General features: G+C 40.1%; 21 protein-coding genes. 11 read left to right on the top strand and 10 right to left on the bottom strand.

Translation table 11 applies throughout. The features are described 5' to 3' along the window. Nucleotides 1-32: 32 nt before the first annotated feature. Nucleotides 33-1,367 carry an extracellular solute-binding protein gene (locus HMPREF0240_RS12030; protein WP_009003683.1) on the bottom strand — a complete coding sequence of 445 codons (1,335 nt, stop codon included), beginning with the start codon at nt 1,365-1,367 and terminating at the stop codon, nt 33-35. A gap of 98 nt (nt 1,368-1,465) precedes the next feature. After that, a complete protein-coding gene (locus tag HMPREF0240_RS12025; protein ID WP_009003682.1) occupies nt 1,466-3,199 on the bottom strand; it encodes an arylsulfatase in 1,734 nt (577 codons plus the stop codon). 526 nt (nt 3,200-3,725) lie between these two features. Between HMPREF0240_RS12025 and HMPREF0240_RS12020 the strand changes: the two genes are divergently transcribed. Then, on the top strand, nt 3,726-4,847 hold the full coding sequence (locus tag HMPREF0240_RS12020) for an anaerobic sulfatase maturase (protein WP_009003681.1): 1,122 nt from the start codon (nt 3,726-3,728) through the stop codon (nt 4,845-4,847). Nucleotides 4,848-5,046: 199 nt separating this feature from the next. On the opposite strand, the gene HMPREF0240_RS12015 is transcribed toward HMPREF0240_RS12020, so the two are convergent. Beyond that, complete coding sequence (locus HMPREF0240_RS12015) at nt 5,047-5,961, bottom strand: LysR family transcriptional regulator (protein WP_009003680.1); 915 nt, start codon at nt 5,959-5,961, stop codon at nt 5,047-5,049. A gap of 112 nt (nt 5,962-6,073) precedes the next feature. Between HMPREF0240_RS12015 and HMPREF0240_RS12010 the strand changes: the two genes are divergently transcribed. The 3 genes from HMPREF0240_RS12010 to HMPREF0240_RS25025 are packed head-to-tail and all read left to right on the top strand — an operon-like array spanning nt 6,074 to nt 7,755. Further along, nucleotides 6,074-6,649 carry a chromate transporter gene (locus tag HMPREF0240_RS12010; RefSeq protein ID WP_035313280.1) on the top strand — a complete coding sequence of 192 codons (576 nt, stop codon included), beginning with the start codon at nt 6,074-6,076 and terminating at the stop codon, nt 6,647-6,649. Further along, nucleotides 6,646-7,209 carry a chromate transporter gene (locus HMPREF0240_RS12005; protein ID WP_009003678.1) on the top strand — a complete coding sequence of 188 codons (564 nt, stop codon included), beginning with the start codon at nt 6,646-6,648 and terminating at the stop codon, nt 7,207-7,209. Before HMPREF0240_RS12010 ends, HMPREF0240_RS12005 begins: the two co-directional genes overlap by 4 nt. 15 nt (nt 7,210-7,224) lie before the next feature. Beyond that, entirely contained in the window at nt 7,225-7,755 is a 531-nt protein-coding gene (locus HMPREF0240_RS25025) for a hypothetical protein (RefSeq protein WP_009003677.1), read from the top strand. A 308-nt stretch (nt 7,756-8,063) separates the two neighbouring features. On the opposite strand, the gene HMPREF0240_RS11995 is transcribed toward HMPREF0240_RS25025, so the two are convergent. The 5 genes from HMPREF0240_RS11995 to HMPREF0240_RS11975 all read right to left on the bottom strand — a co-directional run bounded on the left by HMPREF0240_RS11995 (nt 8,064) and on the right by HMPREF0240_RS11975 (nt 14,148). Next, complete coding sequence (locus tag HMPREF0240_RS11995; protein ID WP_207636760.1) at nt 8,064-8,444, bottom strand: hypothetical protein; 381 nt, start codon at nt 8,442-8,444, stop codon at nt 8,064-8,066. A 104-nt stretch (nt 8,445-8,548) separates the two neighbouring features. Continuing rightward, complete coding sequence (locus tag HMPREF0240_RS11990; protein ID WP_009003675.1) at nt 8,549-9,475, bottom strand: discoidin domain-containing protein; 927 nt, start codon at nt 9,473-9,475, stop codon at nt 8,549-8,551. Between the two features lie 63 nt (nt 9,476-9,538). Beyond that, nucleotides 9,539-10,312, bottom strand: coding sequence for a glycoside hydrolase family protein (locus tag HMPREF0240_RS11985; protein WP_009003674.1), 774 nt, complete (start codon nt 10,310-10,312; stop codon nt 9,539-9,541). 29 nt (nt 10,313-10,341) lie between these two features. Next, nucleotides 10,342-13,644, bottom strand: coding sequence for a discoidin domain-containing protein (locus HMPREF0240_RS11980; protein WP_035313278.1), 3,303 nt, complete (start codon nt 13,642-13,644; stop codon nt 10,342-10,344). Between the two features lie 231 nt (nt 13,645-13,875). Further along, nucleotides 13,876-14,148, bottom strand: coding sequence for a transketolase, N- subunit (locus HMPREF0240_RS11975; protein WP_009003672.1), 273 nt, complete (start codon nt 14,146-14,148; stop codon nt 13,876-13,878). 784 nt (nt 14,149-14,932) lie between these two features. On the opposite strand from HMPREF0240_RS11975, the gene HMPREF0240_RS11960 reads away from it, so the two are divergent. The 7 genes from HMPREF0240_RS11960 to HMPREF0240_RS11930 all read left to right on the top strand — a co-directional run bounded on the left by HMPREF0240_RS11960 (nt 14,933) and on the right by HMPREF0240_RS11930 (nt 23,456). After that, complete coding sequence (locus HMPREF0240_RS11960) at nt 14,933-16,228, top strand: extracellular solute-binding protein (protein WP_009003670.1); 1,296 nt, start codon at nt 14,933-14,935, stop codon at nt 16,226-16,228. Beyond that, a complete protein-coding gene (locus HMPREF0240_RS11955) occupies nt 16,218-17,093 on the top strand; it encodes a sugar ABC transporter permease (protein WP_035313271.1) in 876 nt (291 codons plus the stop codon). Before HMPREF0240_RS11960 ends, HMPREF0240_RS11955 begins: the two co-directional genes overlap by 11 nt. 2 nt (nt 17,094-17,095) lie before the next feature. Next, complete coding sequence (locus HMPREF0240_RS11950; RefSeq protein WP_009003668.1) at nt 17,096-17,920, top strand: carbohydrate ABC transporter permease; 825 nt, start codon at nt 17,096-17,098, stop codon at nt 17,918-17,920. Nucleotides 17,921-18,037: 117 nt separating this feature from the next. Next, a complete protein-coding gene (locus HMPREF0240_RS11945) occupies nt 18,038-19,810 on the top strand; it encodes a histidine kinase (protein ID WP_035313268.1) in 1,773 nt (590 codons plus the stop codon). Beyond that, nucleotides 19,803-20,549, top strand: coding sequence for a response regulator (locus tag HMPREF0240_RS11940; protein WP_009003666.1), 747 nt, complete (start codon nt 19,803-19,805; stop codon nt 20,547-20,549). The genes HMPREF0240_RS11945 and HMPREF0240_RS11940 overlap by 8 nt, the downstream gene beginning before the upstream one ends. Before the next feature lie 4 nt (nt 20,550-20,553). After that, on the top strand, nt 20,554-22,071 hold the full coding sequence (locus HMPREF0240_RS11935; RefSeq protein WP_009003665.1) for a sulfatase-like hydrolase/transferase: 1,518 nt from the start codon (nt 20,554-20,556) through the stop codon (nt 22,069-22,071). 17 nt (nt 22,072-22,088) lie between these two features. After that, a complete protein-coding gene (locus tag HMPREF0240_RS11930) occupies nt 22,089-23,456 on the top strand; it encodes a GH1 family beta-glucosidase (protein WP_009003664.1) in 1,368 nt (455 codons plus the stop codon). Between the two features lie 175 nt (nt 23,457-23,631). Here HMPREF0240_RS11930 and HMPREF0240_RS11925 read toward each other — a convergent pair whose 3' ends face one another. After that, on the bottom strand, nt 23,632-25,044 hold the full coding sequence (locus tag HMPREF0240_RS11925; RefSeq protein WP_009003663.1) for an APC family permease: 1,413 nt from the start codon (nt 25,042-25,044) through the stop codon (nt 23,632-23,634). A 41-nt stretch (nt 25,045-25,085) separates the two neighbouring features. Continuing rightward, nucleotides 25,086-26,234 (bottom strand): iron-containing alcohol dehydrogenase, encoded by a 1,149-nt coding sequence (locus HMPREF0240_RS11920; protein WP_009003662.1) that lies wholly within the window; start codon nt 26,232-26,234, stop codon nt 25,086-25,088. Nucleotides 26,235-26,552 lie beyond the last annotated feature (318 nt).

Genomic DNA, 26,552 nt, shown 5'->3' with positions numbered 1-26,552 from the left:
GTACGGCACATCTGTACCGTACCTTTTTGTTTTTATTCGAATCCCGGTGCCTGCTTCTCTTTCATGTATGCATTTACATCCTTCTGGAATTGAGTCAGAAGTTCTTCCCCTGTCATTCCTTTTGCCGGTGCATCCAGATAGTAAACCCATAATGTTGTTTTATATAATGGCTGTATATCATTCAGATAATTATTCATCTCTCCCACGATCTTCCCTTCAGAAGAATACTTTTCATAAAGACTTAAAACCTCTTCATTCATCGGGCCTCCGTCAGCCCCTTCAAAGGCCGGGAAACCGGCATTGTCTTCAAACCACAGGTTTAAATATTCAGGCGTTGCCCATAAATCAAAAATCTTCTTCACCGTATCAAGATTTGGGCTGTTTTTTGAAGCGGAAAAGCCGATAGAGAATAATCCGCTGACCAGTAAATCATTCTTGTTATAATCAAACGGTACATTAAACATCCCGATTGGCGCATCCGGAAACGTCCCTTCTATAGAGCTCAGGATGCCTGCTGAGCCAAACAGCATTGCGCCTTCCCCATTTGCAATACGTTCCAGATTGGCATCATGGCTTACCGTCAGATAGTCTTCATTGAAGTATCCTTTCTCAAACATCGAAAGATACGTATCAACTGCCTCCACCATTTCCGGATAATCTGTAAACTCTTTCTCATGTGTCAGTATACTGTCTGCAATGGCTTTGGCACTATCCACGCTCCCGGCAGCAAGCCCCTGCCCTGTAGACATCCATATCTGTGGTACCCAGTTATCCGCCGGCAGTAATAATGGAGTAATTCCCTTTTCTAATAATGCATCGCACACAGCATCGAATTCCGCCTCATTGGCCGGTATCTCCAGATTGTTCTCCTCGAATACCTGTTTGTTGTACAAAATTCCAGATACCCCGGAACTTTCCTGAAATGGGAAGCCATATATTTTCCCGTCTTTATGTGTTACTACATCCGGATTCTTCAGATTACCAACCCACTCCTCATCCGATAAATCTGCCAGATATGTCTCCGGATCAATCAGGCCATAGATTGCCGGCAGATTATAATCAATCATATCCGGTGCCTCTCCTGAATTGATTTTCATCTGCAGAAGATTATTATATTGGTCATCCGGGACGATCTGAAGATCCACCGTTATATTTTCTTCTTCTTTCAATTTCTCAACCATTTTTTGCAGACCCGGATAATTTCTGGACTGCTGCAGCAATGCAGAAACAGTCACTTCTTCCTTCTTTTGGCTCTTTTCGTTCTTTTCATCCGCCCCCTCTTTTGCAGTACCGCATGCGGCCATGCTTCCTGCCAGACAGACTGTACACAGAACAGCCAGACACTTTTTTACCACTTCTTTTTTCATTTCCTTTCCTCCTCGTTCATTTGATACGTTTAGTTAACCATATTTTCCCCTTTGATTCTATGGAAAATTAATTACATATTTATGTAAAATCAGAAACTTCAAGGAGTGTCATCTACTTTCTCAACCTCCACATAATAAGCTCCAAAGGATTTATGACTGTCATCCAGAAAACCCGCTTCTAAAACCGTATCCTGTGCAGCATTCACCTCCAGCTCAAAACTGATTTCCTGACTGTCCGGCTTTACCGCCTTATATTGCTTCATATGATCCAGCTTAATCCATGCATCAGTATACTTCACGTGACACATTGGATAGTCGGGCTTATATGGCGCCAGTCTGTCAATATCCCCATATTCCTCATTAAGGGGTAATTGCAGTTCTGCCGGCCAGCGTCTGAGTTTAAAGATATATTTTCCGGCACCGCTGAATCTTACAGGCCACCGGCCACAGCTCTTTGCTGCTTTTGCAACCATATCCTGGCTCCACGCCACATCCCCCAAGACATCCATTGCATTCAATGTGGTTGGATTTTCCTTCGGGTGTCCCAGTATGATTGGGCAATAATCCTCCAGAGATTCTTTCACTTCCTCCCACCAGTCTTCGTGGGCTTTGCGCAATTCCCGTGTAATTTCCGGATATTCTCCTGAAACTTCCTGTATCTGCTGGGTATCCTTTTCAATATTGTAAAGTTCCTTCCCTCGCACCAGTCTCCATGGGCCTTTCAGCACAGTATTTTCCCACTTTTCCGGGATGAATGTGTCCTGACGGTACTGGATGAATTCTATTCTTTCTTTATTTACCTCTATTCCTGAGAAAGCCCGGGCGAAGCTTGTGCCATCCATTTTACAGTCCTCAGACAGATCCAGCCCACACAGACTGATCAGAGTCGGCATAATATCCGTATACATGCTCAGGCTGTTACAATCTCTTCCCCCGCTGATCCCCAGTCCAGGACAGCGTATAAAAAACGGCACTCTATGACCGCCTTCGTAATACGAGCCCTTCTTCCCCCGCATCCCTGCATTGAACCCTTTTACCACAAACTCCCGTTCATCAACTACGGCGCCGCCCGATGTTCCATTATCCGTCATAAATATTAAGATGGTATCCTCTTCCAGATTTTCTTCTCTCAGGAAGTCTCTTAATCTGCCAAAGTTTTCGTCTATACAGGTTATCATTCCATAAAATTCCGGGTAACATATGTCTTCTATGTTCTGATACTGCCTGCTGTATCTTTCCTCAACCAGATATGGGCTATGCGGGGCATTCGTTGCAATGCAGGTAAAAAAAGGCTGCCCTTCCCTTTCTTTCATAAACCGCATTGCCTGTTCAAACCAGATGTCAGTGCAGTACCCTTCATACTTCCGTGGAACTGAATTATCAAAATATGTATCATCAAAATAATGATTTCCCCAGAAATCCGGCGTCTGTCCCACGCCTCCGCCTTTATGCGCGACAACCTTTGTAAACCCTCTGTCCTGAGGTCTGTAGGGATAATTATCCCCTAAATGCCATTTTCCGAACAAGCCTGTTATATAGCCGTTATCCTGAAAGCATTCCGCAAGCGTGTACTCTTCCTGCTTAAGTAGCGACCTTCCCCAACAGGTTGCCCATACCCCATTGCGCAAGGGGCGCCTTCCTGTCATGATGCCACCGCGGGTAGGTGCACACATAGGCGCAACATGAAAATCGGTGAAGCGGACACTATCCTGATAAAACTGGTCAATATTGGGGGTATGGATCCGGCTGTTTCCTGTACATCCCAAATCGCCGTATCCCTGATCATCGGTAATCACTAATATTACATTTGGATGTTTTATCAAACCTCTCATAATTCATGCTCCTTTTTAACGAAAGATGTTATTTTGCCGACATGCTATTATTGTACTTCCTGAGGAATGATATGAACATGGCTAAATGGATGCTTTTATATGGAAAAATAGAAATAAACCTATCCACTACTATCTTGATCAAACCGCTCTTTCAACATTTGGATATCAATTTTCAATTTTTCTGACTTAACCTGTAATCCTGTTACGGTTAGTTGACTAAAATGCTGATATTCAATTACTGTGCACGCCAGAAGGTGTGAAAATAACGATTTTCATAATCGAACCTAATTTATACATTTCTTGACATTTTAATGGGACAATTTTATAATTTAAATTATCCATGATTACACAATGAAGTGAATAAAAAATATGGCGTTTCACAAATTCCCTTGCGTAAGGCTTTAAGAATATTATCTGTAAAGGGGTTATTCATTACTAAGCATGGGGAAGTTTCCTTTATTAATTATAGTATCCATTGCTTTCACATAAAAAGACACAAAAAAAACATAGAACAGGAGTACATACAATGCCCGCAATCAGTGTTTTAATGAAACCATCTTCCAGCATGTGCAATATGTCATGTGATTATTGCTTTTACTGCGATGAAGCTCAAAAACGTAATCAGAAGTCTTATGGATTCATGAGTGAGTATACTCTTAAGAATATCATACGCAAAACCATGCTCCGGGCTGAAAGGATGATCAGCTATGCGTATCAGGGGGGGGAGCCAACTCTGAGAGGGCTGGAATTTTTTGAAAAAGCTGTTGCCTATCAGAAACAGTATAACAGGAATCAGATTCAAGTAACAAATGCCCTGCAGACTAATGGATATTCAATTACTGAAGACTGGTGCAGTTTTTTTAAAGAGAACAACTTCCTGATCGGTCTGTCCGTGGACGGCACACCAGACATACACAATACTTTCCGCCACGATAAAAAGGGGGGAGCTACCTATGCCAGAGTTAATCATGCTGCCGAGTTAATGGACAGGTATGGTGTTGATTACAATATCCTTACGGTCGTAACCCCGCTTGTTGCCGGCAATATTACAGATATCTATACTGCCTACAGGAAGCGCGGCTGGAATTACCAGCAGTATATTCCCTGCCTGGACCCCTTATATGAAGGGCATGAGAATACCCCCTATGCCCTGACCCCTGAAGTATATGGTCAGTTCCTAATTGATCTGTTCTTCCTCTGGTATCGTGACCTGAAGCATCAAAAACAGCCATATATCCGGCAATTCGAGAATTATATCAGCCTGGCTGCCGGATACATGGCAGAATCCTGCGACCAGCGCGGCGTATGTGGTATTCAGAATGTAGCCGAGGCGGACGGAAGCATCTATCCCTGTGATTTCTACATGCTGGATGAATATCGTCTTGGGAATTTTAATGAAGACCGGCTGGATCAGATTAATGAGCGCCGTAAAGAAATCAGGTTTATCGAGCGTTCTCGGATGGTTGATGAAGCATGTCATGAATGCCGCTATTACCGGCTCTGCCGGGGAGGCTGCCAGCGCAGCAGGGATTATAATCCGGCTGACGGAACCTATAAAAGCTATTTTTGTAAGAGTTTTCAGATGTTTTTTGAAAAATATTATGACACAATCATGAACATTGGGAGACAGATTTCTTCTCGAATGTGACAAGTCAGGAATTGGAAAAGGGGAGGTAAGTTTATATTTGTCCAGTGATGTGTTTGAAAAATCTTTCCGTTTCATCACCGTTTATCCTGAGGATATCTGCCTGTTTAAGTGACTACCTACCCAAAATCCCTCCCTGAGTCTGCGAATAGATTTTTTTGGGGAGGATTTTTTATTTTGAATGCATGGAAGGGGAAGTCAGTTAAAGCAATCCATTGTATTTTGGTAAGGGATAGTCTATTTCATAGTTACGACAGAGATCAAGAAACGCTTTTGCCGTTGGTGTCAGATATTTGTCTTTATGATGGATGATGTAAAAGCTGCGCCTGAAATCCATACCATCCGAGCCAATGGTGACTACCAGACCACGCTCCAGCGGTCCTTGTATCATTCGGTGGGGTAGAACAGCAATACCCAGACCATTGATAACAGCATTGACGAGGGCGGTGGTGCTTGTTGCCTCCCAGATCGGCTTTATGGAGAAACCTGCGTTTGCTACCGCCCTGTCAAAGACCTCCCTTGTGCCGCTCCCCATCTCTCGCAAAAGAAAACGCTGCTGCCTGAATTGCACCAAGGTTAACTTCTGGCCCTGCTGAAAGCCTTCTTTGGGTGAAGCGATAATACTCAGGCGATCTTCCATATATTCCTCAGTGTACATAGCAGGGTTGTGTGAAGTGCCCTCTATCAACGCAAAGTCCAGTTTGTTATTCATAAGAGCTTGCTCCAGTTGGTCGGATGGGGCAATCGTAACATTTACCTCAATGCCTGGGTGCCTGTGATAAAACGCTTTTACATAGCTGGGAAAAAACTGCGCACCTATGGTAATGCTTGCCCCTATTCGCAAAAGACCGATGGAATCCCAATTCCGCATTTCTCTCTCCATATCGTCAAACTGAGCGGAGATACGAAGTGCATATTGGAGAAAATTTTCTCCTGCCGGAGTGATTTGAAGCCGCCTTCCAATTCGGTCAAAAAGAACAATGCCGTAATACTTCTCCAATTCCTTGATGGCGAGGCTAACCGCTGGCTGGGTCATATTCAAGTTCTCTGCTGCTCTAGTTGTATTGTAGTTCGCATCACAAATGGCGCAAAATATTTTCATATGGCGCAAAGTCATTTTTTCACTCCTCCTTATATCAAAAACCGTATTATTCTGATTTAATTATATTATTTCCATTATCAGAAAACAAGTGCTATCATAATACCCATGGAGGGTGATAACATGAAAAATAAAAAAAAATACTGAGTTAGTAAAACTGTTTTTCTCTGTGTTCAAACTGAGCGCCTGCACCTTTGGCGGCGGATTTGTCATCGTCCCGCTGATGCGAAAACGGTTTGTAGAGGAATTAAGCTGGATCGAAGAACAAGAAATGCTGGATATGACTGCCATTGCACAGTCATCCCCGGGTGCGATAGCTGTAAACGCATCAATTCTGGTCGGATATCATGTGGCAGGTATCCCCGGTGCATTACTGGCTGTATTTGGAACAGTGACACCGCCGCTGATCATTATTTCGATCATCTCACTGTTTTATCAAGCTTTCCGTGCCAATACCATCGTCAATCTGGTCATGGCGGGAATGCTCTGTGGTGTAGCTGCGGTGATTTTTGATGTAGTCATTGATATGTCCAAAACACTCATGCAAACAAGGCGGATTTTACCGGTATTAGTATTGCTGGGCGCATTTGTTGCCGTTCGCTTCTTTTCCGCTAACATTATTCTGGTGATCCTTGTTTGCGGCATCATTGGAGCGTTGGAAACGCTGTATAGAGAAAAGCTGCATAAGGAGGAGAAGCGCAAATGATTTATCTGGAACTGTTTTGGAGTTACTTTCAAATTGGTCTGTTCAGCATTGGCGGAGGGTATGCAGCTATGCCTTTGATCCAGCATCAGGTAGTAGAAGTGAATTCCTGGTTGACCATGGCCCAATTTGCAGATATTGTTACCATTGCGGAAATGACACCGGGTCCTATTGCAATCAATTCCGCAACGTTTGTAGGCACGATGGTAGCCGGTCTGTCCGGTGCTGTCATTGCAACCATCGGCTGTGTATTCCCGTCCTGCGTTATTGTGTTGACACTGGCCTATGTTTACTATCGTTTCCGAGGATTAAGTATTGTACAGGGCGTTCTCGTCGGACTTCGTCCTGCTGTGATTGCCATGATCGCCTCGGCGGGAATCAATTTGTTTTTCACAGCGGTTTATGGCACTACAACTTTGCCTTCTGATCTTGCCAGTATAGATATTCCGGCTTTGGTAATCTTTCTCGTCGCATTCTTTGTACTGCAAAGGTGGAAGGTAAATCCTATTAAGGTAATGTCAGGGGCAGGAGTATTTGGTTTAATCCTGTTTTCCTTACTCTAATTCGGAGGTGAAATTATGCGGTATATGATGAAATCAGGAACACTATCCAACCCTAAAAACGGAAGAATGCTTGCCCAAATCAAGAGTTCTTTTTGGGGAGCAAGGAAAACCATTTTTCTGTCAGATGATGATAAACAGTATCATACAGATATTAACATATTAGGTGCTCCGGCAAAAAAAAGCGGGAATGTTCGTTTGAGAATTTTTACTTTAAATAACAATAACGGCGAAGTGCTGATGGAAGCTCATCCCTGCTACGCTAAAGACGATGATCCTGACATTGTTGGCTGGCCGATCTGTCGTACGCCGAAGATCGATCATGCAGATTTATCCATCGGGGATATCGGGTATCTGCTGGTCATGCACAACAACCAGAACTATTCCCTGAAAGATAAGATTGGCACTATTATACTGCAAATCATGCACAAGGGAATCTCTGGCGGATGGACGATTGATACTACTGAAAAGTTTCCAGCACAAGTGCTTTGTGGTCTGTTTATATTCTGTCGTTACATAGAGCAGGAAAACGAATTTATAGTTGTTTGAGTGAGGACGGATTAGGTATAGCCACGATACGCGCTTCTCCCCCTCTTTTGTCCAAAGCTTCAGCCGCAGCTATTACATTGTATGCTAATGTGCCAGTGACAATGAGCGTTACGTCATCCTCCTTCACATATAACATTACCTTTACCTACGACAAACTGCTGTATTCTTTCGAGGTCCAGCAGTTATTTTTTTACGAAATTTTACTTACCGGTCATCTGTCCTTTCCGCTGATCAAAAAAGAGCCGCACACTAATTACTTAGTGCGACAGCCCCATTAAAACTTTATTTGGATTCATCCCATTGCTGTTTTATATATCCGAATACTTTTTCTTCTTATATATTATAACAACTAATAAACCTATGGCAATTCCCAAAACAATAGTCGGAGTCAGAATATCTGTTAAATCTCCTGTTTTCACTGCCGGATTTTTTACACTATTGCTTATATCCCCCGTATTTGTATCACCAGGATCTGATTGGTTAGTGCTCTTTTTTTCAAATACAGCACTAATCGTATGTTTTCCACTCACATTTTTAAAATAATATTTTGTGACTGCCCCTGCTGAATTTTCATCTACAAAATCATCCTTAATAAAGTATCCCTTATCAGCCTGAATTTTAAACTCCTGAGATTCACCTTCCTTAATTTCCAAACTGTCTGGAGTGATTTTCCCTCCTTTTGACTGCAACACTGTAATCTTATGTTTTACAATCTTTTCTGCATTAACTATAACATTACATGAAGCTGTATAACCACCGTCTTCTGCAGTAACTGTTATTTCCGCAGTTCCGGCTACAAAACATCAACCCAATCGTTCCCATCATGTTTTTGTACTGTCAGACCCATAAGACGATTTCCATTATTATCTCTCTCATATATCTTAATTGTATTAACCCCTGTCATTTTTCCAAAATCCACCTGCAGCCACGGTTCAGGATCAACTGTCTTATCATTCGTTGGTGTCCAGATATTATAATTATTAAATTGCATAATTCCATCAAACGCATACTGTGGTTTGGTAAATACATTTTTATTATTTGTAAATGAAGAGCTGGCTGAATATGCTGCATCACCTAATCCTATTGCAAGATTAGCCGGCTGTTCTAATATTTTAACTACAGCCGTATCCTTAAACGCTTCATTATCTAATGATTTAACTGTCACTTCCAGGGTTTCTGCAGTTTCATTTTTTCCTACTGTCAGTATCCCCTCTTCAGAAATTGAAGTTTCCTGGCTTTCCCCTGTCAGCCCCCATTGAACATCCTTAAAAAATTCACCTTCACCTTTTAAACTGGCATCAAATCTCTTTGTGCTCCCCTGATAAACAGATGTTTCAGAAGGAATAACCATAATTCCAGTTACACTTCCACTGTCAGCGGATCTGAATTCAGCTGTTACCGTAACCTCTTCTGCCGGCATAGTAAAAGTATTCTCATCCATCTTTACAGCTTCGTCATTTACTTTCAGGCTTCCCGGTACCAGTTTATAGCCTTCATCCGGTCTGACATCTACAGTTACGGTATCATACTGCTCCGCACTTGTCACATCACACTCAACAGTGCCATTGTTTCCCCCTGGGACAATAATATTATGCTTTGGCATAGGATTAATTTTAAAAATATAATTTTGTGAAGCTCCTAAGCCATCTATACTGATCGCGGACGCAGCATAAAAATATGCCGGATTTCCATCAACAATATGAATTTCAGGTCGTTCCATACGGGCCAACTTATGATATGTAGCTGTCGATCCGGCCGGGCGTTTGACATAATCGCTAATTACTCAATATCCAATTTGGGTATCAGCGATTTTAAAATTCAACCCATCCTCAGATACCCAGAGCATGCCTGCATTTCCACCACCAGTCATACTTCCGCTGTGGTCATAGGTCATCATAAAATATTTGCCCTTCCATTCGAACACACAGCAATCTTCTGTAGATCCATAATTATCCATCACTCTGTTTTTAACTGTATAAGATCCTGTTAAACTATCTGAAACAGCTACAAAAAAACTAATCCCTGCGTCTGGAACATCTGTTTTAAAATATAAATGATATTTATCCCCTACTTTTATAAGATCGGGATTATCGGCTTTTCCATTATAAGCAACTACTATTCCATCTTCTCCTGCTAACTTCCATGGACCGTTGGGCGAATCAGAAGTCGCCATACAGACTTTATGGCCTTCGCTTGTTTGTACCATGTATAATAGACAATACACTCCATCTATCTTCGTAATCCTGGGATTATGTGCTGCTGTCTGTCCCTCCGGCAAGTTTTCATTCGAAAAAACTGTTCCTACTTCTTCGAATGGGCCTTCAGGGCTCTCTCCTACAAAATGTGCGATCTCACTTACTGTTCGCCATCCCACATCAAAATTAACATCTGACGGCCACCTTGCTACAAACAGATGGGTATTTCCTTCCTCATCATCTACCGCTGAAATACACCAGTAATGATAACGCTCGTCTGAAATTAGAATGAAAGGGCAAAAAAAATTAAGATTGAAAAAATTGTTTGTTCTATGTTTTAGTCTGTTTTTCTTTTCCTCCATAATCTTTAAGCTAAATTCATCGTTTATCTCTATTTTCTTCTTCGTCTTCTTACTATTACTGCAACAAATAAGACTATAGAAAGTACAAGGATTCCGCCCCAAACACCGATGTTTGATGAATCGCCGGTCTTAACACTCTGACTGTTATTAGTTTTCCCAGAATTTTTATCACCCTGGTTCTTATTTCCATCATCTTTATTTCCATTATTCTTATTATCATCTTCTCCATCATCTACCTTTGGAGGCTCTGGATTTCCTTTTGCAGGAATTATTTCTGACTCCTTTTGTCCGCAGTTTTTACATATTCTCTCTTGATTTCCTTCCGCATCGGCCGTCGGTTCATTCACAACGATCCATTCACCGAAGGAATGTCCTGTTGCGGTTCCCTCTGCCTTACAGGTATCTGTCACATCGCAGCGGCTGCATTGCGCTGTTTTTGTTCCGTCCCCTTCACAGGATGCATCGTTATTGAATATGTATTCTGCAAAATCATGCCCCAGTGCAGGCATTGTCTGCTGTTCTTTTATTTCCTCACATTTATTGCAGTGAATGGACTTACTCCCCTCTTCCGTACAGGAAGGAGCTTTATCTACTGTAAAGTCATCATCAAACACATGGTCACAGAATACTTCCAACTCTGCTGCCTCTGATATACTGCTGCCCTTTTTGTTTGTTGCAATACAACGATACCAGCCGCCATTCTCCTGAATGGTCAATGCTTCTGTTGTATACTCTGAGGAAACCGCAGCTTCAATGATCTCCCATGACCGGCCCTGATCCTTGCTCACCTGCCACTGATAAGCCGGCTCTGGAGTTCCTGCTGCCTTTATTGAAAATGTAGCCCACTCTCCGATTTCTGCCCGCTGGTTCTGAGGCTGAATCTCTACCTCCGGTACAGTTGGCATATTATAGACCTCAACCTCCAGCAGGTGTACGAATTTAGAGCTGTCGATTGTCTTTTGATTTGCAACGCGCATGTACTGCTTCGTCACTGTATCAAATCCACATTCCTTAACATTTTCATCTCCATTAAACACAAAATCCTTAGCCCTTACATTGTCCCACTTTATTCCATCATCAGAAACCTGGATTGCTACAGATGAAAAGCGTCCTCCATTAGCCTGTCCATAGTCATAAAGCTTCACAGAATTGAATTCCGTTGGCTGACCAAAATTAACCTGTATCCATGGATCCGTATCACCTGCTTTTGGCGTCCAGATTTTATTCACACCTGTATAGGTCTTCACGCCGTCAAACGCATTCTTGGGGAAACATTTGACCGTTCCCGGCGCATTTTGGTGATGAGTGCTTGCTGTATAAGCACTTTCATCCAGGCCCAAGGCCAGGTTGGAAGGTGCCTCTACTACGAATATTTCTGCTGCTGCAGACTTGGTGGGGTTCTCTACAGATACAGCTTTTACAGTGAGTGTCTGTGCCGGTTCTTCTGCATCTACACTCAGGACACCGCTCTCTGATATAGCTGTCACGCCATTGCCCCCTTCTACACTCCATGTAACCTCTTTTGAACAATCTTCATTCCCTATGACAGATGCCATAAATACCTGCGTCTCGCCTCTCATTGCCTCTGCTGATTTAGGCGTTATCTCAACCTTCTCAACAATACCAGGCTTCTTAAATTCTGCCGTAATAGTCACATCACCAGATGGCATCATAAAGCGGTACTGATCCTCGTCTAATGTCTCAATCTGAGGAGAATAAGGCCGTCCCATTGCATCAACACTGCTGATCTTCAATGTACCGGGCACAAGTACATATCCCTCATCAGGTACTATATTAAGGATAATATCATCGAATATCTCTGCCTCGGCCACATTATCCTTAACTTCAATCTTTCCGCCGTTAATACTGTCATCAATCACTACTTCATGCTTTGGCAGCTGATTGAATTTAAATGTATAGGATTGTGTTACCTTATTTCCGTTTACATCCGCAGAATTAGTTCCTATAAAATAAGCCGGCTCATCATCTTCAAAAACGATATATGGGCGTTCCATACGGGTCTGTCCACTGTATGCATGTGTAGTACCCTCTGGCATATTAACATAGTCCGGTAAAAATCCGGCTGTGATCCAGGCATCCTTGAACGAAAAACCGTATGGCGTACGTGAAGGAATCAGCATCCCCACAGAGCCGGCTCCAGAGATACCAGAACCAAGATCATATGTCAGCATGAAATACTTGCCTTTCCACTCAAATACACTTGGATCTTCTATTGTTGTTTTAGAGTCTGTAGCTTCTCCCTGGAACGTATATGGTCCCTCTAACTTGGAGGATGTTGAGTAGTAGAGAAAATATGGTGCAGATTCTATATTTGGATTTTTATTTCCTTTGAAGTACAGAACATATTCATCCTCACCATTCTCATTTTTCACTTTAAACATATCGGGATTAACAGCCTTAACTCCGTATCTCGTAATAACACCATTAAGCTTACTGCTGTCATCTGTATCGGGAACTAGAGTCCACTTATCTATGGTATCACTTCCCGGTTCTGTGGGCAGTTCATCAATTGTAGCCATGCAAGTTGCCTGGCTTCCTTCCCGTCCAGCCCCCTGGTAGTTATAACGTACGATATATAGCAGGACATACTTATCGTCAATTTTCTTAATTCTTGGGTTATGGGCGGACATCTGTCCGTCAGGCAAATTGGAAGGAGAAAACGGAACCCCTACTTCTGTAAACGGACCTTCTGAACTGTCTCCTACAAAATGTACGATCTCACTAGTGGTCTTCCAGCCAGGTATAAATTTCGTTGCCTTCGGAACCCGTGACATAAACAGATGGATCTTTCCATTATCATCTGTAACGGAAGAATAACACCAATAGTGATATTCATCATCTTGAATTGTAGGCCCCAGATACTCCATATTTGAAGCCAGATCTGAAACTGGCAATTTAAGATTATCCTTTGCATCATTCAAACTCTTCAGACCATTGGCGATATCCATCTTTTGAGTAATTCCGATTTTTTTTAGATTACTTTCACAAAACTCATCTCCTGAATTGTTAACAGCTTTTACTGACAATGTATGCACCCTATTCTCTGTCAAATCTGCAGCTGTATATGTTGTACCTGTGAGCGGAGTGCTGTTCAGTTTCGTTTTGTTTCCATTCACCGGCTGTTCATACACGTTATAGGCAACAGCCTCCTCACCCCCTCCTTCCCAGTTAAGCGTGACAATATTATCCGCAGTCCTGTAGATACTAAGTACCAGTTCATCTGGCTCAGCCGCGCTGACTGAAATCGCACTTGAAAACGCCATAACAAATGACAGTACTAACACAATTAGTGCCCTTAAAGATTTTTTCATTCCACCTTCTCCTTTTTGTTTTATTATGAAATGTGCGCACATTTCACACTTTTTTGTAATTATATCAGATAATATCACCAAAAAACAGATGCTTAAGGAAAGAAAAATCTAAACGTTTAGAAACATTGAAGTAACTTTATACAGGGCATCATGATTCATTCGAATCATGATGCCCTATATTAGTGTTTCTATTTCCCGACAGCCTTTTTATATCGTCATCCACGCGGTCATTCATACCTCCCGTCCCTTTAATGAGCAACACGGTTGACCGCATTGCCCTGCTGCCGCAGCCGCCTCCCGGTTGGATCCTTCCGGAAGCTCTCCATCACCCATAACATAAAAAACTTTCTGCGGTTCTTTTCGCAGACCTAAAGCCATTCCCGCCGCGATCGAAAGCCCATGTTCCAAGACACCGGTATTCGCTTCAACTCCCGGGAGTTTATACATATCCGGATGTCCGGGAAGTCTCGTGCCAAGGTGTCCGTACGTATCTAATAAACGCATAAAATAATGAGGAAATACTTCAAAGAAGGACGCATGCAGGCACGCTACTCATCTCACAACGGCTTTAAAACAATATACCTATATGATTATGGCTTCAAAAAGCAACCAAACATCACGAATCATACAAGCAAAAAACAATCCAAAGAGTTGCTTACACACTTCTCTAAAGAATGTTGTGAGCTTTGCGGTGAGACAAAATCAGAAAACATCGTCCACCACATAAGGAAACTGTCAGAGCTGTCCGGAGCCACAGACTGGGAACAAAAATGCTGGCTATTTAACGAAAAAAACTGATGGTATGCGAAACCTGTTACAGCAAAATAATTAGTGGGTTTAATCAACACAAATGGAGAGCCGTATGCATTGAAAGGTGCACATACGGTTCGCGGGCAAGCACGCAAAAACCTGCCTTGGGGGTAAAAGCATATGTGCTGGCTGTCTTTAACCTTTGTATTGACCGTTACAACGGGGATGCCCGCTTTCTGACAATTATCTATACATTCCGCAATTTCTTCTGCATTGATCGGATTTTACATAATTTTTTTATGTGTTTTTTTGACTATTGCACATATTATGGATATACAGTTCTTTTCTGCTACAATGTTAAATGCAAAAAAGACAAAAAAAATTTTTAATTTTCCACTTTAATGTATTTCCTGATTAATGCGAAACAGAAAACACCTCAAGATTGTCCACATATTCACTGAATATAATCTATATTTTATAAACTAGTCAAATGCTATAATGATTTTAATAAAAAAATTGTAGTGAGGAGGAATTATTTATGAAACAAAAATCAATTGCCTTATTATTGTGTGGTATATTAGTGGCCAGCCTTGTTGGCTGCAGCAATCCACCGTCTGAACAATCCGACAGCGAGAATACTTCGAGTGGAAACAGCGGAAAATTATCGGTCTTAGTAGCTTCTACCACAAATACAGAAGCTCTCCAAAATGTTTACAAAGGGTTTGAAGAAGAAACAGGAATCAAGACCGATGTTCAGGTTGTTCCCGGAGCAACAGATCAGTTTATGCAGATTGTGCAGTCAAAATTAGCAACAAAGGATTATCCCGATGTTATGATTTACTTTGGGTCGCCGACCTATATTGCACAGATTCAGCCGGATAAGCACGCAAGAGCACTTGATAATACAGAATGGATTGGCCAAGTTATGGATGGGATATATGACCTTGGCGGAAGTTATGAAGGAAATGTTTACGGATTACCCATCTCGGGCGTTGATTTTGCAGGAATGTTTTATAATGAGGATATTTTTAATGAACTTGGTGTCAAAGTACCCACAACGTATGATGAATTATATGATGCCTGCCAGAAAATCAAAGATTCAGGAAAAGATATCATCCCTATATACGAGATGGGCAAACAGGGTGGACCACTGCAGGCATTTTCTATGACATATTTGGCATCCTATTTTAAATCGGACGAAGGCCAGAAAGCCATGAAGCAATTAAATGACGGTTCACTCAAATTAGAAGATTCTAAAATCTTAGAATCTTATCAGGCAAAGATGAAACTTCAGGATGCCGGCTTTATGAATGACAAGACTGATATGATGACAGGAACATGGGATACTATGTTTGAGGCACTTGCCAATGGAAAAGCCGCTATGTCATTTGCATATTCCAATATGCTGCCAAGTTTATATCAAAGCTTTCCTGATGCTAATATCAATATGACAGCATTAGATGGTGTTGCATCGGGAACATGTACGCAGTTTGCCTACTTAATGAATTCCGGAAATACAGAGGCTCAGGATGCTTTTATGAATTATCTTCTGGAAAAGGATGTTCTGGAAAAATATTATAGTGAAACAAAGCTGCTTTCACCTTACAAAGAGATTACGAATGAACTAGTAAAACCTATAGAATCTATGGCAGGCTTCTACAAAAAAGGAAATTATACATTGAATTACAGTGATGGTTTATATCTTTCCAGCGGAACAATTATTCCTTTATTACAGGAAATGCATGTGAAAACAAAAACACCTGAAGAAGTATGCCGGACCGCTACAGAAGAATACACAAAATTTATTAAAGAAAGTGGTAAAAATGAAGAATAGTAAAATACGGATCAAATCATATCCCTATTATTTCTTACTGCCTGCATTGATTATTTACTTTGTGTTCTACTTATTGCCGACTGTTTTGGGATTTGGATACAGTTTTACTGATTGGAGTGCATATGGAGAAACAATCAACTTTGTTGGATTTGAACAATTCAAGAAAATATTCCAGGATCCGGTTATTCTTATTTGTCTTCGGAATACATTATTATATGCAATCGGAACAGCTTTTTTACAGAACTTCCTTGCACTCGTGCTGGCTGTTTTGTTAGACAATCAGATAAAACTTTCTAAAGTTTACCGGGCATTGTTCTTTTTTCCGGCAATTTTGACACCGCTTATTGTAGGATACGTTTTTCAGGGGATTTTTCAATATGACGGCATTTTCAATACAGCATTATCCTTTTTTGGTCTTGGCGATGCAGTGATCAACTGGCTGGGAGATGCCCGATCCAGTCTGTTTATTGTTATTCTGGTCGCAGTATGGTATGGAACCGGGCTGCATATGACAATTTATTTGGCAGCACTGCAAGGTGTGCCGGAAGATATTATTGAGGCGGCCAAATTAGACGGAGCTACCGGTTTCCAGACATTGATTTATGTAAAATTAAAGTTGATTACCGCAGGCTTCACTGTTAATATTATTTATTCTATTATCAATTCCCTGAAAGTATTCGGTATTGTCTTCGTATTGACAGGAGGAGGACCCGGACGGGCAACAGCAGTATTTAACACATATATATTTGAGAACTTCTCAGAAGGAATGTTTGGATATGCATCTGCCATAGGAACATTATCTTTCCTTATGATTTGCTTAATTGCCTTTCCTGTAATGTTTTACCTGAAGAGAAAAGAGGGCTGAGCATGGTTAGAAAAGCGAAAACAAACAAAATAATTGTTAATATAGTTTTGCTTCTTGTGAGTCTTTCGATCCTTATCCCATTATGGATGATGTTTGTTAACTCTTTTAAAACTCCGGGAGAGGCTTTGACGCTTGGTCTGGGTCTGCCAGAAACATGGATGTTTGAAAATTACTACAATGTATTTATAGAAGGACGGTTGTTCAGAGGATTGATGAATAGTTGTCTGATTACCTTTTTTTCCGTATTTTTAACATTATTTATTGGTTCTCTCGCATCATTTATCATTGCAAGAAGAAAAACAAAGTTTACAATCGTTATCAAAACGATTATAATCGCAGGAATGGTTGCTCCTCCGCAGATGGTTACTACAGTTAAAGTTTTACAATTTTTAAATTTGCACGGAACATATCCGGGAGTCATTTTATTCTATTCGGGGTTGTTTTTGCCTTTTGTCGTATTTTTAATGTCAGAATTCGCAGAAACACTCCCGATTGAATTAGATGAATCCGCTATGATGGATGGGGCATCTCCGTTCGTGTTGTTTCTTAGAATTATTATGCCGCTGTTAAAACCGATTTACGTAACAACCTTCGTACTGGTATTTATGTTCGTATGGAATGACTTTAACTATCCATTGTATCTTTTCAAGGAAACATCAACATGGACAATTCCTATGTCGGTATATAATTTCACATCGGCATATGGAAATAAATGGAATTATGTTTTTGCGGACTTGATCATGGCATCAGTACCTGTTATTGTTGTATATATATTTGCACAGAAGCATATTATAAGAGGTCTGACATCAGGTGCCGTAAAGGGTTAAGCGTTTCCTGAAATTATATAAAAAACGGCAGACTGGTAATGCTGCAAAAAGCTACAGAGACGTTAAGCGTATACTGTAGCTTTTTGCGGCATTCCAGAAAAAGGAGTGAAACCATATATGGGCAAACTGCTGAGGGTTTATAGCAACAAAATGTTTGTTATCTTCTCCGGTATTATTCTCATTGGCATTACATCAATGACGCTGATACTGAGTATATACCTGGAGGAATTATACAAAACCCAGTCAAAGGAATTGATCGATGAACTGACTAATAAAACAGATAACGCGTTTCAGCATTATTTCGGAAATATGGACCGAATGGCTATTCAGTTGATGACGAATAAGAATGTGACACGAATTCTCAGATCGGAATATGACCAAATGCCCCCGGAGGATAAGTTGTCTTACAGAAAAGAAGCTGAGGGTATCCTGATGAATGTAATCAGTCCGATTTTTGAAATGAGAAGAGTTTCTGTATTTTCCGACTCAACATTTTTTACAGTAGGTGTAAGCGAAACAAAAAATGGAATTAAAAAAGTGAAATATGAGTATATTGAATATCTAAAACAATATTTCCAGGATCAATCCAGAGACATCTATATCAGCCCGGCTTCAACCGATTTATGGAGCGATAATCAGACCGAACTCGTGTCTTTTGTACGCTGTATTCGCTACGGAGATGGTAAAGTTGGATTTATTGAGATTCAGCAGGATTACGATAATTTATATGATGAACTGCAGACAGACAGTGCTGATAATGCACCGTACATTCAGGTAAATAATAGGGATAACGAAAAAATATTCTCGAGCCGTAAGAAAAACAAAACATTACAAACTATTTTGAAAGAGAACTTTATACAATGTCTGGGGAAAGAAGTGTTAAATGGAAATGGATATTATTATAAAGTTTCACAGCAAAATGATTATCAATTGCTTATCTTTGTGGCACAGTCAAAAGATCTGCTCTTTCAATATTATTACAGACAGAGAACTTTAATGATCACAGGTACCCTTGTATTGCTTTGCGTACTATTCTTAACTTCATGGTATGCATCAAAACGTCTGACCCGGCCATTAAGACAGTTAAAAAAGCAAATGAACGAATTAAATATTGAAAAACTGTCGGAACATTTAGAAATTGACGCAGACGATTATGACGAAATCAAACAAATTTATGAAACATTCAACAATATGAATGAGAAGCTTCAGGAGTCCATTTCAGCCCTTATTGAGAGCAAAAAACTGGAATACAGAGCTCAGCGTGCATCACTGCAATCACAAATATCACCTCATTTTATAGGTAATACTTTAACTGTCATAGGCGCAAAGGGATATGAGTGCGGAGTGTTTGCTGTAGACGAAATGTGTGTACTGCTTTCTACGATGATGAGATATATTACAAAGCAGTCTGACTTTTGCACTACGATTGCAAATGAAGTGGCATACACTGAAATGTATCTAAAATTGATCAAATATAGGTATGAGGAGCGGTTTGACTATCAGATTGACGTTGATGACAGAATCAAAGAGGTGAAGATACCTATGCTGATTATCCAGCCAATTGTAGAAAACAGTATTTTATATGGATTTATCCCGGAAAAGCCAAATTTAAAGGTTTGGGTAACGGGAGAATATTGTGATCAGGGATGGAAAATTATTGTAAAAGATAATGGGCAGGGATTCTCAGATCAAAAAAGAAAAGAATTATTGGAAAAATTAAAGTCCTATGAATCCAATCAGGAACTTTCCGGACTGGGAAACGTAAGTGTGGGACTTATAAATTCATATTTAAGGCTGAAATTAGACAACAATGGAAATAACATTTTATTTGACATCATCTCAAATGGGGAGTTTACACAGGTCATTATAGGAGGTGAGATTCATGTATAATATACTTTTAGTAGAAGATGAACCTTCCGTTTTAAAAAATCTGAAAATGAAAATAGAAAGCAGCGGAGTACATTCATTTCAAATTATTGAAACTGCATATACCGCAGAAGAAGCATGGAAAAAACTGAAGTCACTTTCGGTAGATGTAGTCATCTCAGATATCAGAATGCCCGGTCTTGGAGGTTTATGGTTGTTTGAACAAGTCAGATGCAGTTTTCCAGATATGATTTGTATTGCTCTAAGTGCATATTGTGAGTTTGAATATTTACAGCAGTGTATTCGTATTGGGATTGAGGATTACTTTCTGAAACCTGTTTCGCTGGAACAGGTAAAAGAAAAGCTGCTCTCACTTGAAAAACTGTTGCGCAAAAAAAAGGAAGAAGGGATAGAATTTCAGCATTCCTGGTCTCTGGATAATACTGATCTCTGCAATAAGATTGACAAATATATAAAAATCCATTATTCAGAGAAAATCTCTTTGAAGCAAATGGCTGACTTAATTGGATATAGTCCACAGTATATATGTGAAGTTTACAAGAAGAAAAGAAGGATCACCTTAGGAGATGCTATAGCACAGTACAGGCTGACCAGAGCCTGTTCTCTGATACGCCAAAACCCGGAGCTGTCATTTTCAAAAATAGCAGAGCTTGTGGGATACACCGATTACAGATATTTCAGCCGTGTTTTTAAAAAGCAGTTTGGAATGACTTTGTCGGAATTTAAAGAAAAAGAGGACTAAAAAAATGAACAATATTTTATTTGTTTTAACAGATCAGATGCGATATGATGCAATTCATGCACACGGAAATTCTATGGTTAAAACGCCTGTCCTGGATAAGCTGGCGGAACATGGGGTTTCCTTCACACGTGCGTATACTCCCTGCCCAGTATGTGTGCCTGCGCGTTACACGCTGCATACCGGGGAGATGCCCCATAAGACAGGTGTGTATGAAAACTATACATTACCATCGGAAAAAGCACGGAAGAGCTTCATGCAGCATTTGCAGGATAATGGTTATGAAACATTTGGCGCAGGAAAAATGCATTTTACATTTCCAGAAGGAAGTTGTACAAAATGGGGTTTTGATGAACGAAAAGTCTGTGATGAAGACCATGATATGGAAAAGAATGATTTTTATAAAGATATAAAAAAGGAAGGGTACGGGCATGTAACGGATTATAAGGGCGCACGCAGTGAGATGTATTATATTCCACAGGTGTCGCAGCTGCCTGAAAGATTGCAGCACAGCCACTGGACAGTCGATAAATGTATTGAATTTTTGGATCGCAGAGATGAAGAAAAACCATTTTTTATGATGGCATCCTTTGAAAAGCCGCATCCGCCATTTGAGCCTCCTGTCCCCTGGAACAGGTTATATCGCGGCCCGGACATGCCCCTGCCAAAACAGGCGCCGGACAATGAGGACGTTATCACCTTATGGAATCGATTTCAAAACAGATACAAATACCGGGATCAGGGGACAGACCAAAACCTGGTCAGGCAAATAAAAGCGCATTATTATGGTGAAGTATCATTCATGGATTATAATTTAGGGCGTTTGCTGAAGCAATTGGAGACGAGGGCTCTTTTAAAAGATACACTGATCATATTCACAGCGGATCATGGGGAAATGCTTGGTGATTATAATTGTTACGGAAAGAGATGTTTTCTGGATTCAGCTGCAAGAATCCCCTTAATTATGTATGGTGCGGGATGCAGACCATTGAAATGCGATACACCGGTTTCTTTGTTAGATATATTCCCAACATTTTTAAAATATGCAGGGATTACTCTGGAGGAAGAAAAAGAAGGCATAAGCCTTATCGATGTTTATACAGATGGTTGTGACAGAAAGTATATTTATGGTGAATATGAAAAGGATGAGTATGCAAACTACATGATTTTAGGGGAAAGTTATAAATATATCTATTCTGTCCCGGATGAAAAGGAATACTTGTTTGACTTAACAAAAGATCCCGATGAACTAATGAATCGTGCTCAAAATCCATTATACATAAAATTGACGAAAGCATTGCGGGAAAAGCTGATTGAATACCTGGAGAAAAATGGGCTTCATGTGGGAAATGAAGATGGTACATGGATCAGACACGGAAAGAAAACAATGGAAGGAAGTCCGGATCAATATTTACTTTTCCAGGACTCCGTTGGAAGTATACCACACAAAAAAGGCTATAGTTCGGAGGAAAACCAAAAATTAAATTATGAGTTTTCCTGGCTGAGCGATAATTTTGAAGGATAAAGGGGGAGAATCAGGAAATGAAGAATATGAGAGATAAATTTCCAGATCATTTTTTGTTCGGCGTTGCAACGAGTGCGCCCCAGGTAGAAGGGGCTTTTGATAAAGATGGAAAAGGATTGAATATATGGGATGTTTTCTCACGTATTCCGAATGTGATCGCAGATGGCACCAGACCAGATATTGCATGTGATATGTATCATATCTGGGATAAAGATCTACAATTAATGAAGGAGTTGAATATACAGTCCTACAGGTTTTCATTTTCCTGGGCACGTATTTTTCCAGAAGGGAAAGGGAAAATCAACCAAAAAGGATTAGACTATTATAAACGTATGGTAGACCGGATGTATCAATATGGCATAACAGCCAATGCTACGATTTATCATTGGGATCTTCCTTATGAATTAGAACGGGAAGGCGGGTGGTTAAATCGAGACACCGTAAATTGGTATGGGGAATATGCTTCCATTCTATTTAGAGCATTCGGAAACGACATCCCTTTGTGGACAACGATCAATGAACCTATTGCAACATACGTAGGGTATGCGTCAGGGATTTTTGCACCTGGAAGAAAAAACGAAACTTTTGGGCGGCAAGCGAACCACCACATATTACTTGCTCATGGTAAAGGAGTCGAACGATTCCGAGAAGAAAATTTAAAACAATCGAAAATTGGAATTGTGGTCGATATCTGGAATCATCATCCATTACGGCCGGATGTTAAGGAGGACGTGGCACTTGCGGAGCTGGAAAACGAAAAAACTTATCGATCTTATTTAAATCCTATATTTAAAGGATGTTATACCGACGAACTCTTAAAATACATGGAAGATCATGACTGTATGCCCCAAATTCAGGACAATGATATGAAAAAGATATCACAACCTATTGATTTCTTTGGATTAAATTGTTACAACCGCGTGGTGGATTGTGCAGATGCCTCACTTATCAAGCAAAAGAAAGCAGAGGTAGTCGGCGGCAATTTTATGGATAATGGAACTGAGTTTTATCCCAAAGCTGTTTACGAAGCAATTCACATCTTGAAAGATCTATATAAGCTGGAAATTCCTATTTATATCACTGAAAACGGCACATTTAACTGTTGTGAGGAAATAACACAGGACGGCAAAATCCATGATAGAGAACGAATTGAATACATAGAAGGATTTTTATATTGGATCAGTAAGGCATTGGAAGAAGGAATTGATATCCGTGGATATTATCTTTGGTCATTATTAGATAATTGGGAATGGAGTGCAGGGTTTACATTTCGTTATGGAATTGTTCATACCAATTTTGAGACCCAGGAGAGAATTTGTAAAGAAAGTGCTTATTGGTACAGAGATTTTATCGCTGGAATAAAAAGGAGTGAAACAAACGAATGATGAGGGCAGGTATTGTAGTATGTATTGCCAAAGTTTCACTTCCCTGGATAAAACGCTGAATAGCCTGCCTTTCAGTTATCACGAGGTGCTGAGAATAATCCCAGCACCAACTTTGTCTACAGTCTGAAGCTGGTATCCACATGATACCAGCTTAATTATAATATCATATCAAAATTCAGGATAAATCTATTCTCTTCCTTTCCTTCATATAAAAAAACATCCCTAAAATAGTCCATGCAATCAGACAAATATAAGATTCTTTACCTAGAGAACAATTTAATCCCGGAATCGGAATCAATAATAATATCGTAAAGAAGACCGCTAAACAAACACCAATCCAACCCATTATCAAAAATGTAATGGATTTACCTTCCTTTGCACATTTAATAGTTGCCGCTGACGTATATCCATATCCAATTAATGCCCCTAAAGATGACATATCAACTAACCATCCCAAAGCATTTCTTCCGAAAAACGGTGCTGCTATTGAAATCAAAATCAAAAATACAATTGCATTTCTAGGTGTTTTATACTTCGAATGCACTTCCCCAAACCATTTCGGAATCACACCATCTCTCGACATTGAAAACAGTAAACGGCTGGTAGCTATATAGAAACCAACAATTCCTGATAACACAGCCGCCAGAACTGCTATTCCTATAGAAAATACTCCTGCTTTTCCAAGCAATTCATATGCAGCGTAAAACGTTGGCAATGAAATCAAACCATCTAAATTGCTTGCGTCTTCTATATATTCAACCCATGATCCATAGTTATCCGGTATTACAGATGCCGTCACTGTATTTAAAATGATATATACAAATCCGCCAAAGACTATTGAAAACAGCATTATCATCTTTGTCTTTCTTGGTGAAAATTTAAATTCTTCAGCAACCTGTGGAATCGTATCAAATCCAAAGAAGGCCCATGGTGATATAATAATTATTGCAAAAATACTGGATAACACAGATGTTTTCGTTGTATCCGGAAATAATGGGTATAAATTCTCTAATGAAGCCTTCGGACTTACGATAGCACCCACACCAATAACCACAACACCGAACACAAGCATGATTGTCAGTATCACCTGAAACAGCCCTGCAAACTCTACGCCTCTTATACACAAATAACCAAATAAACAAACCGCAAAAATAGCTAACAGCACTTCACCCAAATATACTTCATATCCGGTAACATTGTAATGAAATCCAACCTGAAATACATTATTCAGTAAATTTCTTCCAATTAGTGCCAATGCTGTAGAATTCATTGAGATAGGTAAAATATATGCTAACGCTAAAAACCATGCACAAATATACGAATGCGTACCTCCAAATACAATTCGTGTATATTTGAACTCTCCTCCGGCCAAAGGATATCGGTTAACCATATAGTTGTAATTAAGTGCAATTATACCCATAATAACTATGGATATCACCATTCCCAAAAGAGTTCCCATCGGACCTGCATTTCTAAGGAATGTCTCACCCGGCATTACAAATGCGCCCCAGCCTATAATGCATCCAAAAGCAAGAGCCCACACACTTAAAGGCGAAAATTTTTTCTCAAGCTTTTCTTCTTTTTTCATTTTTACATTATCCTACTCTCGCTACATTGTTATTCTGTATCTTATAAAGCTTTTTTATAAAGCTCTACTAAATCTCTCAATGTTGTTTGTCTTGGATTCACCAATACATTTCCGCTCTTTAATGCATCCTCTGCCATTTCCTGAATGCACTCTTCAGTCACACCTACTTCTGACAGCGACTGTGGAATATTCAACTGAGCTGTCAATTTTTTTACTTCTTCAACTAACATTTCCGCCTTAAACGAAGTTACATTCTTATTTGTTTCATGTATATAATCATAGATTTTTTTATAACGGCCATTGTCTGCTAATGCATTAAATTCAAGAACAACCGGTAACAAAATAGAATTGGCAACACCGTGTGCCACATGATAATATGCACTAACCGGATGACTCATTGCATGAACATTTCCCAACTTTGCCCAGGCAAAGGAAATTCCCGCAAAAGTACATCCTATCATCATTGCACTTGCCGCCTCAGCATCTTGTCTGTTTGCTACAAATCTTCTAATATTTTTACCAATCAATTCCATTGCCTTTTCTGCCATAGCATCTGAAAATGGAGATGCATTCGTTGACAAATATGCCTCGATTGCATGAATTAGCGCATCTACGCCTGTTGGTGCAGCAATAGAAGCCGGCAAGCTCATTATCAATTCCGGATCTAATATCGCATATTTCGGGAGAAGTTCATAGCTGATTACAGATAATTTATAATTTCTCGCTTCATCTGAGATAACGGCTGACGCTGTTACTTCACTTCCGGTTCCGGCAGTTGTAGGAATCGCAATTATCGGAACAATGCTTCCCGGAACATTATCAAAACCTTCATATTCTGTAATTTCTCCACCAAAAATAGCAAGTACACCTACCGCTTTTGCAACGTCCATTGAACTTCCACCACCCAGGGCAACAATAGCTGCTGCTCCGGAATCTTTATATAATTGTGTTGCTTCATTTACTATATCTACTGTAGGATTCGCTATGACATCTAAAAATTGTGTACATACAATTCCTTGCGCTTCTATAATGTTACTGATTTTTTTTACTACTCCGACTGCTTCCAAACCGCGGTCTGAAACAAGAAGTACATGATCTGATTTAACTGCTCGAATTTTTTCTGGAAGTGTTTTTAGACTCCCTACACCAAATTCTATATTTTGGGGTATCTTAAAAGTAAAATTTTTCATTGTACTACCTCAATTTTCATTGTTTTTCTTTAGTGCCCACCTGACAGTGAATTCCACGATTATTGAAATAAAGCGCAATTTGGGTAAACGTCAAACCATCCGCCTTTCTTTCTGATGAGTTTTATGGCACACTTGAAAAAATGCAAAAAACTAACTAGTTTTTTCAAGTGGAGGTAAATACTATGGATAAAACCACTCATGAAGTAAGGCTTGCTAATTGGAAATCAATTATTGAGCAATGTCAACAGCGACCGGAAGGACAGACTGCCAAACAGTGGATGATGGATCATGACATCAGCGAAAAGAGCTACTACTACT

This window comes from Clostridium sp. D5, from assembly GCF_000190355.1.
GTDB lineage: Bacteria > Bacillota > Clostridia > Lachnospirales > Lachnospiraceae > Faecalicatena > Faecalicatena fissicatena_A.
Note: the sequence above shows the minus strand (reverse complement) of the source record. Positions and strands in the feature narration are given on the sequence as shown.